Consider the following 13,635-nt stretch of genomic DNA (forward strand, 5'->3'; position numbering starts at 1 on the left):
AGGTGGTCAAGGACGAGCGGGGCCGCGAGAAGCTGGAGGAGGTCGACGGGGTGCGCCCTGGGGACGTGCTCGAGTACCGGGCGGTCTACAGGAACGTCAGCAAGCAGGCCCTCAAGGGCGTGGCGGCAAACCTGCCGCTGCCCGAGGGCCTGGAGTACGTGGCGCGCACGGCGCAGCCGGGCAAGGGCGCGCAGTTCGCGCTCAAGGCCGATGGGGCCTATGAGGCGGAGCCGCTGATCGGATGCGCCGTGTCCACGCCTACGTCGGTGGCGGGCAACGTCAGCGGTGCGAACAACAAGTACAACTTCGTGGTGGCCTACACGCTGCCGGCGACGGCCACGGGCACGGGTGCGTACGACATCGGCAAGGTGACGGTGGCGCCGGTGGCCTCGAGCGTGACGGCCTATGGCTATGCGGCGACCAACCAGAGCGTGCAGGTGCAGGACAGCGTGAACCTGACCACCTCGGCGGCCTTCTCGGTCAGCAAGAGCATCGGCGCGCCGAATGCGGGCATCTACCCGCCCGGGGCGCTGACGGGGACATGGCCGAGTGCGATCGGCAACAACCCGAGCTCGGGCAGCAAGAGCGTGGCGGGCGCGAGCTGCGCGACCACGTGGTCGACGGGCCTGGCCTCTACGGCCTCGTGCACGTACATCACGTACACCATCTCGTACACGAACAACGGTGCGGCCAGTGGCCGGTTCAACCTGCAGGACGTGATCGGCACCGGCGAAACGGCGGGCTTGACGTACGTGACGGGTTCGGCCAAGTGGAGCGGCAATGCAAACACCTCTGCGGCGCTGAGCGAGAGCAGCAACTCCGGGTTCACGGGTGCGGACTTCAACGTTGCCACCACCGGCAGCGTCAGCACGCTGACCTTCGTGGACGGCGCGGTGGCTGCGGGCGGCAGCGGCAGCCTGAGCTTCGTGGTGCTGGTCAACAGCAGCGCGACCAAGGGCGGCGACACCACCAGCAACGCGGTGAAGTTCAATCCGTTGGATGCCACGGGCGCCAATGCGGCTTCTCCGGTGTTGGGCAGCAGCCCCTCGACGTCGAACAAGTCGGTCTTCCTGGTGGCGGGCTCCTATGGTGTTGCGGTGGGTGCGGCCTCCTCGGCGACCTCCAGCGACGCGAAGGACGCGACGGCGGGCACGCCCAATGCCACGAGCACGGACTCGCAGTCCAATGCCAAGGCGACGGCGGGTTCGTCCACGAGCTTCACGCACAAGGTCTACAACCTGGGTGATGACGACATCGTGAACGTGACGGTGGCCTCCAGCACCTTCCCCACGGGCACGACGTTCCGCTTCTACAAGGCGGACGGCACGACGGAGCTGTCGGACCACAACAACGACGGCATCCCGGATACCGACACGATCAAGGGCGGCGACGTTGCCACGATCGTGGTGAAGGCGTTCATTCCTGCCACGACGGCGCCCAATGCGGCGGCCAACTACACGTTGACGCTGCTGGGCACGTCGGTGACCGACGCCACCAAGAAGGACGCGGCCAAGGACACCCTGGTGGCCGTGGTGGGTGCGGCGGTGGACCTGACCAACAGCAAGACGGGCGTGAGCAACAGCGGCGCCAATGCGGACGTGGGCCAGGGCCCGAGTGCGCAGCCGACGTTGATCAATGCCAGCGTGCCGGCGGGTTCGTGGACCACTCTGGACCTGTGGATCACCAACAACGACACCCAGAACAACACCTACACCCTGGTGTCCAGCGGCAACTCCAGCCTCTCGGGCAGCCTGCCAGTGGGCTGGACGGTGAAGTACGTCACGGGTGCGGTCGCCAAGACCGCGTGCGCGGCGGCGAGCGGCATCGACCCCAGCGCGATCTCGGTCATCGGATCGAGGATCTTCGGCCAGCCCTCGTGGAGCAGCCAGCCGCCCAGGGCCAGCCGGAGCAACAGCCATCCCAGAGGCTGCGCGAAGTTTTGGTACAGCGGGGCCAGCGCCGGGATGAAAAGACTTTCTCTGGAAACGTTGAAGTCGAAGGAGCGACGCATAGGAGCCTTGCAGAATTTTCGGGGGTGCCGCACTGGTCGGAGCACGTGTGTCCGGGTGCACGACGATCTTCCCAGGCACTCATCCAAGGCTTTTGATGCATGTCATGGTTGGGTCCAGTGGAACGGCCGGACATGCATCGAGACGGCGTCGTCCGCGTCCAGGGTCGCGCCATGGGACTGAACGCAGACCTTGCCAATCATTCGCCCTTGGCCGCGCGCAGGTTGGCCTTGAAGTGTTCCGGCACGCGCTCGTCGAAGCCGAGCGCCACGCGGCGCACTTCGGGGCTGTCGGTGGGCGCATGGCCCACGCCCAGGGCCGCCGCGCGCGGCGCGTCGATGGCCACCACCGTGCCTTCCACGCGGCCGATGCCGGTGATCTCGCAGGCCACGACGTTGCCCGGGTTCACGCTGCGCGAATGGCAGGGCGTGCCCATCAGGATCACGTCGCCGGGCATCAGGGTGATGTGGCGCGCGATGTCGGCGATCACGTAGTGCGGGCCCCAGATGGTCTCTTCGCCGATCTGCGCTTCCTGCACCACCAGGCCGTCCACCGTGGTGCGCAGCGTCTGCGCGAACAGGTCGACGCCGCGCACGATGCCGGGCCCGATGGGCAGCAGCGTGTCCGCACCCTTGACGCGCAGCATGCTGCCCTGGTCGGTGTCGCGGAAGTCCTGCAGGCCCATGTCCAGCGCCGGGCAGAAGCCTTCGATGCAGTCCCAGGCTTCGTCGGGCGTCACGTTGCGGCAGGTGCGGCCGATGACGACGGCGTACTCGCCCTCGTAGTTGAGGTACTTGCAGTCCGCCGGCTTGAGGATCTGGCCCTTGTGGCCGTTGAGCGAGGTCGGCGGCTTGGTGAAGTAGGTGGGCGTCTCGGTGGGCTTGGGCTTGTTGCGCGTCTCCATGCTGCGCGAGCTGTAGGAGATGTGCACCGCGATGATCTTGCTCGGGTTGACCGGCGGCAGGTAGGTCTGCGCGTCGGCGTCCAGCAGGCGGCCGTCGTCCAGGCGCAGGCGGCCGGCGTCGGAGCCTTCTTCCACCATCGTGCCCCAGAAGGCGCTGCCGCCGATGAGGACGCGGCGTCGCTCGACGCGGGGGCCCTGCATCACGGCGGGCAGGCTCTGGAGGGGGAATTCGAAGTTCATGGCGATTCTTGTGTGGGGCTCAGGCAGGGAACCAGATGTGGATGTTTCCGGTGCCGCGCGCGTTCTCGTAGGCGGACAGGGCCTCGCCCTTGGCGCGGCAGTCGGCGCCGCCCATGGCGCCCAGCATCTGCAGGTAGTGCGCGCCGAAGGCCTCCCAGGGCTTGCGTCGGTATTCACCGTCCCAGCGCTCCAGGATCAGGTCGTGCCGGCCTTCGGCCATCAGTGCGATGGCGCCCTTGTCGCTCTCGATGTTCTCGGGCGAGGAGACGTTGCTCTCGTGGAAGATGCGCGGATGGTTCGGCATCCAGTCGATGCCGTTGAACTTGTGGCTAAGCGCGCCCGAGGCCAGCAACACCACGCGCAGGCCGCTGGCGCGGATGCCCTCGCCGATGTCCTCGCCGGACTGGACGAACTGCTCCCAGCGGCAGTTCTGGCACGAGCTCACGGTCACCACCGGCGTGTCGTCCAGCTCCAGCCGCAAGTGCTTGACCAGGTTGACGGTGGCGTAGTGCCGGCCCAGATCGGGGTGGTCGATGACGCGGACGTAGCCCTGGCGTGCGCGCGAGGCGGTCTCCAGCGCCCGGGCCAGCCGCGGATGGCCGCGGTAGGCGAAGGGCACGCCGTGCAGGTACCAGGGCATCTCGTCGGAGATGTAGGTGCCGCTGTAGCGCGCGCCGCCGTCCACCAGGTGGTAGCCGGTGGTGAACCAGTGGCTGTCGAAGATCATGACCACGTCCGGCTTCGCTGCCGCGATGCGCTCGCGCAGCCGGGCATAGCCGGCGATCAGGTCCGAGTCCTCGCCGGCGCCCTGCAGGCGGCGGAATTCCTCGCACTGCATGAGGCCGGGGTGATGCGACACGATGGCCGATCCAACAATCTGTCCCATGGGAATGTCTCCTGATGGCGTTCAGCGGTGGCTGAAGCTCGCCTTGAACGGCTTTTTGGGGACCACGACATCCTTGACGTCGCAGAAGAATTCGAAGCTCCAGTCGCCGCCTTCGCGGCCCACGCCGGAGCGCTTGATGCCGCCGAAAGGCGCGGCCAGGTCACGGATGCCGAAGCTGTTGACCCAGATGAAGCCGGTGCGCACCTGCTTGGCGATCTCGGTGGCGTGCTCGGTCTCGCCGTAGCAGACGCCGCCCAGGCCGTAGTCGGTGCCGTTGGCCAGGGCAATGGCCTCTTCGTCGCTGGCGAAGGTCTGCAGCGTGAGCACGGGGCCGAAGACCTCGTTCTGCACGATCTCGCTGTCCTGCGCCACCTTCGTGAGCATGGTCGGCTTGAAGTACTGGGCGCCGAAGCCGTGGCGCTCGCCGCCCCACAGCAGCTCGGCACCGGCAGCCACCGCGCGCTGCACGAAGCCTTCGACGCGGGCCACCTGGCGCGGATGGATGATGGGGCCGACTTCGGTGGCCTCGTCGCGCGGATCGCCCACGGTGAGCTTCTCGACGTGGCTGCGCATGGTGGCGACGAAGCGCTCGGCCACCTTCTCGTGCACCAGGAAGCGCGTGCCCGCCAGGCAGACCTGGCCGGCGTTGCGGTACATCAGCGCGCCGGTGGCGGCGGCGCCATCCAGGTCGGCATGTTCCAGCACGATGAAGGGGCTCTTGCCGCCCAGCTCCAGGCTGCAGGGCACCAGGTTGGCGCCGGCCGCTTGTGCGATGAGTCTGGCCGTCGGCACGCTGCCGGTGAAGGAGACGCGCGCGATGCGCGCATCGCCCACCAGCCGTGCACCGGTGTTGGCGCCCGTGCCCTGCACCACGTTGAAGACACCCGGCGGCAGGCCCGCCGCGTCTGCACAGTCGGCCAGCAGCGAGCAGGTGAGCGGCGCCCACTCCGGCGGCTTTAGCACGCAGGTGTTGCCTGCGGCCAGGGCCGGGCCCAGCTTCCAGGTGGACAGCATCAGCGGCGCGTTCCACGGCGTGATGATCACCACCACGCCGGCCGGGTCGTGGCGCACGATGTGGTGGGCCTGCTCGGTGTCGATGGGGCGGTTCTGCAGTTCCAGCGCATGCTGCGCGAACCAGCGGATGTTGAGCATGGCGCGCGGCACCACGCCGTGGCGCATGCGCGAGAGCAGCACGCCGGCGTCGGTGCTCTCCAGCCGGCAGAAGTCGTCGGCGCGCTTGCCGATCTCCTCGGCGAAACGCTCCAGGTAGGGCAGGCGCTCGGCCGCGCTCAGGGCACTCCAGGCCGGGAAGGCGCGCTGCGCGGCCGCGATGGCGGCCTCGGTGTGGTCCTCCAGGCCTTCGGCGATGCGGCCCAGCGGCTGCTGGTCGATGGGGCTGAAGAGCTCGAAGGTGGTGGCCGAGGGCACGCGACGGCCGTCGATGTAGTGGTCGGGCGAGACCTTGACGCCCGCCACGTCCAGCAGGGAAGTGGTCATTCGGAATGCTCCTGGTTGGGTGGCAGCAACTTGCCGGGATTCATGAGGCCGTGCGGGTCGAGTGCGGCCTTGACGGCCTGCATCAGGCGCAGTTCGACCGCCGACTTGTGGCGCGCGGATTCGTCGCGGCGCAGCACGCCGAGGCCGTGCTCGGCCGAGATCGAGCCGCCATGGGCCGCCACCGCGTCGTGCACGCACTGGTTGATGGGCCTTTCGAGTGCCTCGAAGGCGGCGCGGTGCTCCGGGCCCAGCCGGTCGGCGGCGGGCGAGAGGTTGTAGTGCAGGTTGCCGTCGCCGAGGTGGCCGAAGACGACCAGCCGTTCGCCCGGCCACCGCCGTTCGATCTGCGCGCCCATGGTGGCGATGAAGTCGGCGATGCGGGAAATGGGTAGCGCGATGTCGTGCTTGATGGTGCGGCCCTCGGCACCCTGCGATTCGGAGATGTCCTCGCGCAGCGCCCACAGGGACTGGAACTGCGCCAGCGTGGCCGAGAGGGCGGCATCGGTGGCCAGTTCCTGCTCCAGCGCGGCCTCCAGCAGGCCCTCGATCGCGGCGCTGGCATGGGCCTCGTCCACGTTGTCGCTGACTTCCAGCAGCACGTACCAGGGCGAGCGCTCGGCCAGCGGCAGGCGCGCGCTGTCCACATGCTTTTCCACCAGCGCGATGCAGGTGTCGCTCATCAGCTCGAAGGCGGTGAGACCGGCGCCCAGGCGCGACTGGGCCAGCTGGAGCAGTTGCAATGCGGCGGCCGGGTCGGGCACGGCGACGAAGGCAGCCACCTGCGCCGCGGGCAGCGGGTGCAGCTTGAGCACCGCGGCCGTGATGACGCCCAGCGTGCCTTCGCTGCCGATGAACAGGTCGCGCAGGTCGTAGCCGGTGTTGTCCTTGCGCAGGCCGCGCAGGCCGTCCCACAGCTCGCCCTGTGCCGTCACGGCTTCGAGGCCCAGGCACAGCTCGCGCGCATTGCCGTAGCGCAGCACCTGCACGCCGCCGGCATTGCTGGCCAGGTTGCCGCCGATGGTGCAGGTGCCTTCGGCGGCCAGACTCAGCGGGAACAGCCGGCCGGCTTCGCGTGCGGCGTCCTGCACCTGCTGCAGCGTGACGCCGGCTTCCACCGTCAGCGTGTTGTTGATGGTGTCGATGGCGCGCACCTTGTTCAGGCGCGTGAGCGACAGCACCAGTGTGCGGCCGGATGTGTCGGGCGTGGCGCCGCCCGACAGGCCCGTGTTGCCGCCCTGCGGCACCACGGCGACGCGGTGCCGGGCGCACCAGCGCACGACGGCCGCCACGTCGGCGGCCATGTCGGGCTGGGCCACGGCCAGGGCCTGGCCGGTCCACTTGCGGCGCCAGTCGGTCAGGAAGGGCGCCTTGTCCGCCTCGTCCACCAGCAGGCGGCCGGCGAAGGCTTGGCGCAGTTCGTCCAGTGCGGCCTGCATGCTCAGTAGCCCGAGGCGTTGCCGGCGGCGGGCGCCGGGGCTTCCTTGAAGCGGCGGGCGAGGGCGCGGCTGGCCTGGGCCAGCAGCGTCGCTTCCACGCCCACGGCGATGAAGCGTGCGCCCTTGCCGATCCAGTGGCGTGCGACCGTCTCGTCCGTGGCGAGGATGCCGGGCGCCTTGCCGGCGGCCTGGATGCGTGCGAATGCATGCTCGATGGCTGCGCGCACGTCCGGGTGGCCGGGCTGGCCGAGCAGGCCCATCGAGGCCGACAGGTCCGCAGGGCCGATGAACACGCCATCGACGCCCTCGACGGCCGCGATCTCGTCGATGCGGGACAGGGCGGACGCCGTTTCCACCTGCACCAGCAGGCACATGCGGTCGTTGGCGGTCTGCAGGTAGTGCGCATCGGCGCCCCAGCGCGAGGAGCGCGCCAGGCCGCTTCCCACGCCGCGGATGCCCTGGGGCGGATAGCGCATGGCCCGTACCAGGCCGCGGGCCTGTTCGGCGTCTTCCACCATCGGCACCAGCAGCGTGGTGGCACCGATCTCCAGCACCTGCTTGACCAGGGCCGTGTCGCCGTGCGGAATGCGCACCACGGGGTGGGCGGGGTAGGGCGCCACGGCCTGCAGCGTGCCCAGCATGGAGCGCAGGTCGTTGGGCCCGTGCTCGCCGTCGACCAGCAGCCAGTCGAAGCCGGCGGTGGCGCACAGCTCGGCGGTGTAGGGCTCGGCCAGGCCGAGCCAGAGGCCGATCTGCGCGCCGGGGGCGGCCAATGCGGCCTTGAAGGTGTTCACGGTAGAGGTCATCAGACGAACTTCAGGGAGATGGAACCGAGCGGACCGTAGTCCGCGTGGAAGGTGTCGCCGGCGGCGCAGTGCACCGGTCGCGTGAAGGAGCCGCCCAGCACGATCTGGCCCGCTTCCAGCCCCTCGCCGTGCGGAGCCAGCTTGTTGGCCAGCCAGGCCACGCCGTTGCCCGGGTGGTTGAGCACCGCGGCGCCCAGCCCCGATTCCTCGATCACGCCGTTCTTGAAGAGCAGCGCGCCGGCCCAGCGCCAGTCCACCTGGTCCGGCCGCATGGGCCGGCCGCCCATCACGATGCCGGCGCTGGCGGCGTTGTCGGCGATGGTGTCCAGCACCTTGCGCGGTGCCTTGCTCACGCGGTCGAACTGCTCGATGCGGGCATCGATCAGCTCCAGCGCGGGGATCACGTAGTCGGTGGCGTTGAGCACGTCGAACAGCGTGACGTTGGGCCCACGCAGCGGCTTGGCGAGGATGAAGGCGAATTCGACTTCGAGCCGCGGCACCAGGAAGCGGGCGGCCTCCACCTCGGTGCCGTTGTCGATCACCATGCTCTGGAGCAAGACGCCGTAGTCGGGCTCGGTGATCTGCGAGGCGATCTGCATGGCCCGCGAGGTCAGGCCGATCTTGCGGCCGACGATGGTGTCGCCGCCGGCCAGCTTGAGCGCCGTCCATTCGCGCTGGATGGCGTAGCTGTCGGCGATGGTCATGCCGGACAGGCGCTTGCTGAAGTGCTCGACGGGCTGGCGGCTGCGCTCGGCCTCGATGAGCTCTTGGGCGAGCGCGCGGTTGCGCTCCTGGGGGTCTGTCATGGATGTGTCTCCTGCATCGCCCTGCCATGCGCAGCAAGACGTTTTGATGAAGGCGAAGTCTCGGCAGCCTGGCTGTCCACCACAAGCAATGAATTTGGAACAGTGATCAAGCAGCGCTTGATAATCGACCGATGGCCCTGACGCGCTACACCCTTCGCCAGCTCGAGGCTTTCGTCGCCGTGGCGGAGCAGCGCAGCTTTACTGCCGCGGCGCAGCGCATGGGGCTCACGGCGCAGGCCGTGAGCCAGCTGATCGCCGAGCTGGAGGCCATCGTCGATTTCCGCCTCTTCGAGCGCACCACGCGGCGCGTGGCGCTGTCCAGCGCGGGCCAGCACTTTCTGGGGCCCGCCGAGACGGTCCTGCGTCATGTGCAGGCCGCGGAGATCGCGGCCTCCGACGTGCGCAATCAGGCGGCCGGCATCGTGCGGGTCGGTGCGCCCCAGGTGTTGGCCGGCACCGCCATCCCTGCGGCCATCGGCGCCTTCCAGGCGCTGCGGCCTCGTGTTGTCGTGCGGGTAAAGGATCTGCCGGTCGACCAGCTGGTGGATGCGGTGACGGCCGGCGACGTCGATCTGGCGGTCGGGCCGGATCGGCCCACCGGCGAAGGTGTGCAAGGTACCGCCGTCTTCGACAGCCGGTGGGTGCTGTGGTGCGCCCCGGACCATCCGCTGGCACGCCGCAGGCAGCTGCGGTGGACCGACCTGCACGGCCATGCCCTGGTGGCGGCGGGGCGCGACCATGAGCGCAGCGTTTCGCAGATGCATGTGAATGCGCCAGCGGATGCACGGGTGGAGCCGGTCGACGTGGTGGACAACGTCTCCACCGCCCTGGGCATCGCCGCCCAGGGGCTGGCGGCCACGCTCGCGCCGGCCTACGTGGGCGTGGTGGCGCGGCCCCTCGGCCTTGTGATGCGCCGCGTGGTCGAGCCCGAGACGGTGCGCACGGTCTGCCTCTACCGCTCGACGGTGCGCACCCTGCCGCCCGCGGCCGAGGCTTTCGCCGAGCACCTGCTGCAGTGGTTGCCCGGCTGGCAGAAGCAGGACGACTGAGTCCTCAGCCGCGCGCGGCGGCCAGCAGGCGGATCTCCGCCAGCAGGTCGGCCAGACCCGCCTGGAGCATCTCCAGCGTCGTAGCGTCGCTCAGCCGGCCATCCTGAAAGCGGGAGGCGATCAGCGGAATGGCCACATGGGGCCGCGACAGCGGCCGGGCCAGCGTGGCGGCCAGCGCATCGCGGATCTGCGCCTGGGCCCGCACCCCGCCCAGGGCGCCGGGCGATGCTGTGATCACCAGCGCGGGCTTGCCCTTGAGAGGCGAGGCGAAGGCGGGCCGCGAGGCCCAGTCGATGGCGTTCTTCAGCACGCCGGGCATGCCGTAGTTGTATTCCGGCGAGCAGATCACCAGTCCATCGGCCTGGGCAATGGCATCCTTCAGCTCCGCGACGGCCGCGGGCGGCTGGGGGCCGTCCAGGTCGCCGTCGTAGGGCGGTATCTCCTCCAGCGTGAAGAGCCGCTGCTGGACGTCTGCGGGCAGCAGCGTCGCCATGTTGCGCAGCACCGCGGTGCTGTGCGAGGCGCGGCGCAGACTGCCGGAGATGGCCAGCAGGCGAACCGCCGCTGCAGGCCTGATGTCGGAAGAAACATTCATCGATCAATCCATTGAACTATGCACGGAAGAAAAGTTTATGCATAAAATCTCGTCCATGCAAAAAACGGATGCCGTCTTGCGCGAACCCACGTTGGTGGACCAGGCCTTCGCCCGGCTGCGGCAGGACGTGCTCAGCGGCACCTACGCCGGGGGCGTCAAGCTGAAGGTGGACGAGCTGCAGAACGCCTACGGCTTCTCCAGCAGTCCGCTGCGTGAAGCCCTCAGCCGGCTGGCGCAGGAAGGCCTCATCCGCGCCGACGAGCGCCGGGGCTTTCGCGTCGCGCCGCTGTCGGTCGAAGACATGGCCGACATCACCCGCATGCGCCTGATGCTCGATGTGCCGGCGCTGCGCGACGCCATCCAGCATGGCGACGATCGCTGGGAGAGCGAGGTGGTGGCGGCCTTCCACCGGCTGGAGCTGGTCGAGTCCCGCCTGCCCGACGGCCCGGTGATCCTGGACGACCAATGGTCCGACCTGCACCGCGCCTTCCACCTCTCTTTGCTGGCTGCCTGTCCTTCGGAGCGGCAGCGGCGCTGGGGCGAAAGCCTGTTCGACCAGGCCGAGCGCTACCGGCGCTTCAGCGGGCGCTTCCGCAAGGTGGCCAAGCGCAAGACCAACGAGCACCGCCGGCTCATGGACGCCACCCTGCGGCGCGACGCCGACACCGCTTGCGCCTTGCTGGAGGAACACATGCTCAGCACGCAGCGCAACGTCGAGAACATCCTGAAAGACCTGCCGCCGCCCTGAAGCGGCTTGGCCGGCGATCTATTCGAGACAACAACGGAGACAAGACCCCAAATGCTCAAAGTCCTGCGGCCCACGCCTTCCCACTTCGGCATCTTCGTGACCGACCTGGAGAAGATGGTGGCCTTCTACACCGAGACCTTCGACCTCACGATCACCGATCGCGGCGCGGGCAGCACCTTCAAGAACGAGCTGGTGTTCACCAGTGCCAGCGAGGACCAGCACCACCAGCTGGTGCTGGCTTCGGGGCGGCCCGCCGACGCCACGTTCAGCACGGTGATGCAGATCTCCTTCGTCGTGCCGAGCATCCAGCACCTGCGCGAAGTCACGCAGCGCGCCCGGGAGCGGGGCGCCACCGAGGTGCGCGGCCTCAACCATGGCAACGCGCTGTCGATGTACATGCGCGACCCCGAAGGCAACACCGTCGAGGTGTACGTGGACATGCCCTTCTACGTGGCCCAGCCGCACGGCGATCCGCTCGACCTCGACAAGGACGACGAGACGCTGATGCGCGAGACCGAGGCCATCTGCCGCGCCGATCCCACCTTCATGCCGCTGGACCAGTGGCAGGCCCGGTTCCAGGCCAAGGCCCCCGCTGCTGCGGCATCGGCTGCCCGCGCGTGATCCACGCGGTGCCGGTTCTGGCACCGCACCCTCGACTCACCTCTTTCCCACTCGAATGGAGCACCCATGAAACTGCTGTCCTTCCTCCACCAAGGCCGTGAAACCTGGGGCGCCGTCGTCGGCGACGGCGTCGTCGACCTCGGCCAGGCCCGCCCGCAGCAGCCGACGCTGGCCGACTACATCGCCTCCGGCGACTACCTGCAGGCGGCCCAGCATGTCGAAGGCCTGCCCGTGGTGGCCAAGCTGGCCGACATCACCTACCTGCCGGTGATCACGCGGCCCGAGAAGATCGTCTGCGCCGTGCGCAACTACATGGACCACCACCAGGAAGTGCTGGCCGCCGGCATGCAGCGCGAGCTGTCGGAGATGCCGCCGATCTTCCTGCGCGTGTGGCGCTCGCAGACGGCGCACAACGCGCCCATCGTCAATCCGAAGGTGTCGGATTCGCTGGACTGGGAAGGCGAGCTGGCCGTCATCATCGGCAAGGGCGGCCGTGACATCCCCAAGGACAAGGCCTACGAGCACGTCGCCGGCTACTCTTGCTACAACGACGGCAGCGTGCGCGAGTGGCAGTTCCATGCGAAGCAGATCGCCTCGGGCAAGAACTTCGAATCGACCGGCGGCTTCGGCCCCTGGATGGTCACCGCCGACGAGATCGCGCCCGGTCGCCAGCTCAAGCTGGAGACCCGCCTGAACGGCCAGGTGGTGCAGTCCAGCCACACCGGCCACATGATCTTCGACATCCCGACGCTCATCAATTACGCGTCGACCATCTTCACCCTGAGCCCCGGCGACGTGATCGCCACCGGAACGCCGGCCGGCGTGGGCTGGAGCAAGAAGCCGCCCCAGTTCATGAAGCCGGGCGATGTCTGCGAGGTCGAGATCGAGGGCATCGGCATCCTGCGCAACCCCATCGTCCAGCAGGCCTGAAGCCCTGCATCGGCAGGCGCTGACGGCGCCTGTCGATGCCCCTGAGTGCGGCGCATCCCGGCCGGGATGCGCGACACATCGCCCACCGGCAGCCCGGTGGTGCGAGCCATAAGAAATTCAATGGAGACAACCATCATGCGGCGTAGAGATGCTCTCGCTGCAGGCCTCGGCTTTGCCTGCAGCTTTCCCTTCACAGCCCGGGCGCAGGGCTATCCCGACAAGCCCATCCGCGTGCTGCAGGGCTTTGCGGCCGGCGGCAATGCCGACACCATCGCCCGCGTGGTCGGCGCCGAAATGGGCAAGACCCTGGGCCAGCCCTTCGTGGTCGAGGCGCAGACAGGCGCAGGTGGCACCCTCGCCTCGGCGGCGGTGGCCCGGGCCAAGCCCGACGGCTACACGCTGCTGCTGGCCACCGGCGGCCATGCGGTGGCGGGGGCGCTCTACAACAAGCTCAGCTACCAGACGGTGGCCGACTTCGAGTGCATCTCCACGATCACCTTCTTTCCCTTCCTGATCGTGGTGAAGGCCGATTCGCCCTATGCCTCGCTGGCCGACCTGCTCAAGGCGGCGCGTGCGCCGGGCAGCCAGGTGTCGTACGGCACGGCCGGCATCGGCTCCACGCACCACCTGGCCGGCGAACTGCTGGTGAAGATGTCCGGCGCTCGCATGCTGCACGTGCCCTACCGCGGCGATGCGGCTTCGGTCACGGCGCTGCTGTCGGGCGAGGTGCCCTTCATCATCGCGCCGCCCACGGCCGCGATGGGCAACATCAAGGCGGGCAAGATGCGCGCCATCGCCACCACCGGCGCGCGCCGCTGGGGCCAGATGCCCGAGCTGCCGACGGTGGCGGAGCAGGGCGTGCCAGGCTACGAGGTCACATCCTGGGCTGGCCTGATGGCGCCGGCAGGTACGCCCCGGGCCATCGTCGAGCCACTGAACGTCGCGGTGCAAAAGGCGCTGCAGCAGCCGCAGGTGCGTACGCGCCTCGAAGACATCGGTGGCGAGGCGCGCGGCAGCACGCCCGAAGAGATGACGGCCATGGTCCAGAGCGAACTCAAGAAGTGGACCGTGGTGGTCAACGAGGCCCAGATTCCCAAACAATGAACGA

At 68.8% G+C, this 13,635-nt stretch carries 12 protein-coding genes and 1 pseudogene; 6 read left to right on the forward strand and 7 right to left on the reverse strand.

Going from position 1 to position 13,635, the window contains the following annotated elements; genetic code table 11:
• Positions 1 to 2,192 (forward strand): annotated as a pseudogene (locus KBC94_RS17550) (hypothetical protein); the annotation flags it as partial.
• A 16-nt stretch (positions 2,193 to 2,208) separates the two neighbouring features.
• On the opposite strand, the gene KBC94_RS17555 reads toward KBC94_RS17550, so the two are convergent.
• From KBC94_RS17555 to hpaH, 6 genes are read right to left on the reverse strand one after another with little or no spacing between them, the layout of a single operon-like run.
• Positions 2,209 to 3,153, reverse strand: a complete 945-nt coding sequence (locus KBC94_RS17555) for a fumarylacetoacetate hydrolase family protein (protein ID WP_294372936.1) — start codon at positions 3,151 to 3,153, stop codon at positions 2,209 to 2,211.
• A gap of 19 nt (positions 3,154 to 3,172) precedes the next feature.
• Positions 3,173 to 4,039, reverse strand: coding sequence for an extradiol ring-cleavage dioxygenase (locus KBC94_RS17560; RefSeq protein WP_294372937.1), 867 nt, complete (start codon positions 4,037 to 4,039; stop codon positions 3,173 to 3,175).
• A 21-nt stretch (positions 4,040 to 4,060) separates the two neighbouring features.
• Positions 4,061 to 5,536 (reverse strand): aldehyde dehydrogenase family protein, encoded by a 1,476-nt coding sequence (locus KBC94_RS17565; protein WP_294372938.1) that lies wholly within the window; start codon positions 5,534 to 5,536, stop codon positions 4,061 to 4,063.
• On the reverse strand, positions 5,533 to 6,972 hold the full coding sequence (locus tag KBC94_RS17570) for an FAD-binding oxidoreductase (protein WP_294372941.1): 1,440 nt from the start codon (positions 6,970 to 6,972) through the stop codon (positions 5,533 to 5,535). The genes KBC94_RS17565 and KBC94_RS17570 overlap by 4 nt, the downstream gene beginning before the upstream one ends.
• Positions 6,973 to 6,974: 2 nt before the next feature.
• Positions 6,975 to 7,778 (reverse strand): 4-hydroxy-2-oxoheptanedioate aldolase, encoded by an 804-nt coding sequence (gene hpaI / locus KBC94_RS17575; protein WP_294372944.1) that lies wholly within the window; start codon positions 7,776 to 7,778, stop codon positions 6,975 to 6,977.
• Positions 7,778 to 8,584 carry a 2-oxo-hept-4-ene-1,7-dioate hydratase gene (hpaH, locus tag KBC94_RS17580; RefSeq protein WP_294372946.1) on the reverse strand — a complete coding sequence of 269 codons (807 nt, stop codon included), beginning with the start codon at positions 8,582 to 8,584 and terminating at the stop codon, positions 7,778 to 7,780. The genes hpaI and hpaH overlap by 1 nt, the downstream gene beginning before the upstream one ends.
• 131 nt (positions 8,585 to 8,715) lie before the next feature.
• On the opposite strand from hpaH, the gene KBC94_RS17585 reads away from it, so the two are divergent.
• Positions 8,716 to 9,633, forward strand: coding sequence for a LysR family transcriptional regulator (locus KBC94_RS17585; protein ID WP_294372948.1), 918 nt, complete (start codon positions 8,716 to 8,718; stop codon positions 9,631 to 9,633).
• A gap of 4 nt (positions 9,634 to 9,637) precedes the next feature.
• Here the strand turns inward: KBC94_RS17585 and KBC94_RS17590 are convergent, their stop codons facing one another.
• Positions 9,638 to 10,228 (reverse strand): NAD(P)H-dependent oxidoreductase, encoded by a 591-nt coding sequence (locus KBC94_RS17590; protein WP_294372950.1) that lies wholly within the window; start codon positions 10,226 to 10,228, stop codon positions 9,638 to 9,640.
• A gap of 37 nt (positions 10,229 to 10,265) precedes the next feature.
• On the opposite strand from KBC94_RS17590, the gene KBC94_RS17595 reads away from it, so the two are divergent.
• The 4 genes from KBC94_RS17595 (at position 10,266) to KBC94_RS17610 (ending at position 13,631) form a co-directional block, all read left to right on the forward strand.
• Positions 10,266 to 10,976 carry an FCD domain-containing protein gene (locus KBC94_RS17595; protein WP_294372952.1) on the forward strand — a complete coding sequence of 237 codons (711 nt, stop codon included), beginning with the start codon at positions 10,266 to 10,268 and terminating at the stop codon, positions 10,974 to 10,976.
• Positions 10,977 to 11,027: 51 nt separating this feature from the next.
• Positions 11,028 to 11,597: a VOC family protein gene (locus KBC94_RS17600; RefSeq protein WP_294372954.1), complete on the forward strand. Its 570-nt coding sequence runs from the start codon at positions 11,028 to 11,030 to the stop codon at positions 11,595 to 11,597.
• A gap of 66 nt (positions 11,598 to 11,663) precedes the next feature.
• Complete coding sequence (locus tag KBC94_RS17605) at positions 11,664 to 12,527, forward strand: fumarylacetoacetate hydrolase family protein (RefSeq protein ID WP_294372956.1); 864 nt, start codon at positions 11,664 to 11,666, stop codon at positions 12,525 to 12,527.
• Between the two features lie 135 nt (positions 12,528 to 12,662).
• Entirely contained in the window at positions 12,663 to 13,631 is a 969-nt protein-coding gene (locus KBC94_RS17610) for a tripartite tricarboxylate transporter substrate binding protein (protein WP_294372958.1), read from the forward strand.
• Positions 13,632 to 13,635 lie beyond the last annotated feature (4 nt).

Source organism: Pseudacidovorax sp., assembly GCF_017991995.1.
Taxonomy (GTDB): Bacteria; Pseudomonadota; Gammaproteobacteria; order Burkholderiales; family Burkholderiaceae_C; genus Xenophilus.

Coding starts and splice junctions, on each gene's coding strand:
- KBC94_RS17605 (WP_294372956.1), top strand. CDS start 11,664: ATGAAACTGCTGTCCTTCCTCCACCAAGGCCGTGAAACCTGGGGCGCC.
- hpaH (WP_294372946.1), bottom strand. CDS start 8,584: ATGACAGACCCCCAGGAGCGCAACCGCGCGCTCGCCCAAGAGCTCATC.
- KBC94_RS17595 (WP_294372952.1), top strand. CDS start 10,266: ATGCATAAAATCTCGTCCATGCAAAAAACGGATGCCGTCTTGCGCGAA.
- KBC94_RS17565 (WP_294372938.1), bottom strand. CDS start 5,536: ATGACCACTTCCCTGCTGGACGTGGCGGGCGTCAAGGTCTCGCCCGAC.
- KBC94_RS17610 (WP_294372958.1), top strand. CDS start 12,663: ATGCGGCGTAGAGATGCTCTCGCTGCAGGCCTCGGCTTTGCCTGCAGC.
- hpaI (WP_294372944.1), bottom strand. CDS start 7,778: ATGACCTCTACCGTGAACACCTTCAAGGCCGCATTGGCCGCCCCCGGC.
- KBC94_RS17600 (WP_294372954.1), top strand. CDS start 11,028: ATGCTCAAAGTCCTGCGGCCCACGCCTTCCCACTTCGGCATCTTCGTG.
- KBC94_RS17570 (WP_294372941.1), bottom strand. CDS start 6,972: ATGCAGGCCGCACTGGACGAACTGCGCCAAGCCTTCGCCGGCCGCCTG.
- KBC94_RS17590 (WP_294372950.1), bottom strand. CDS start 10,228: ATGAATGTTTCTTCCGACATCAGGCCTGCAGCGGCGGTTCGCCTGCTG.
- KBC94_RS17555 (WP_294372936.1), bottom strand. CDS start 3,153: ATGAACTTCGAATTCCCCCTCCAGAGCCTGCCCGCCGTGATGCAGGGC.
- KBC94_RS17585 (WP_294372948.1), top strand. CDS start 8,716: ATGGCCCTGACGCGCTACACCCTTCGCCAGCTCGAGGCTTTCGTCGCC.
- KBC94_RS17560 (WP_294372937.1), bottom strand. CDS start 4,039: ATGGGACAGATTGTTGGATCGGCCATCGTGTCGCATCACCCCGGCCTC.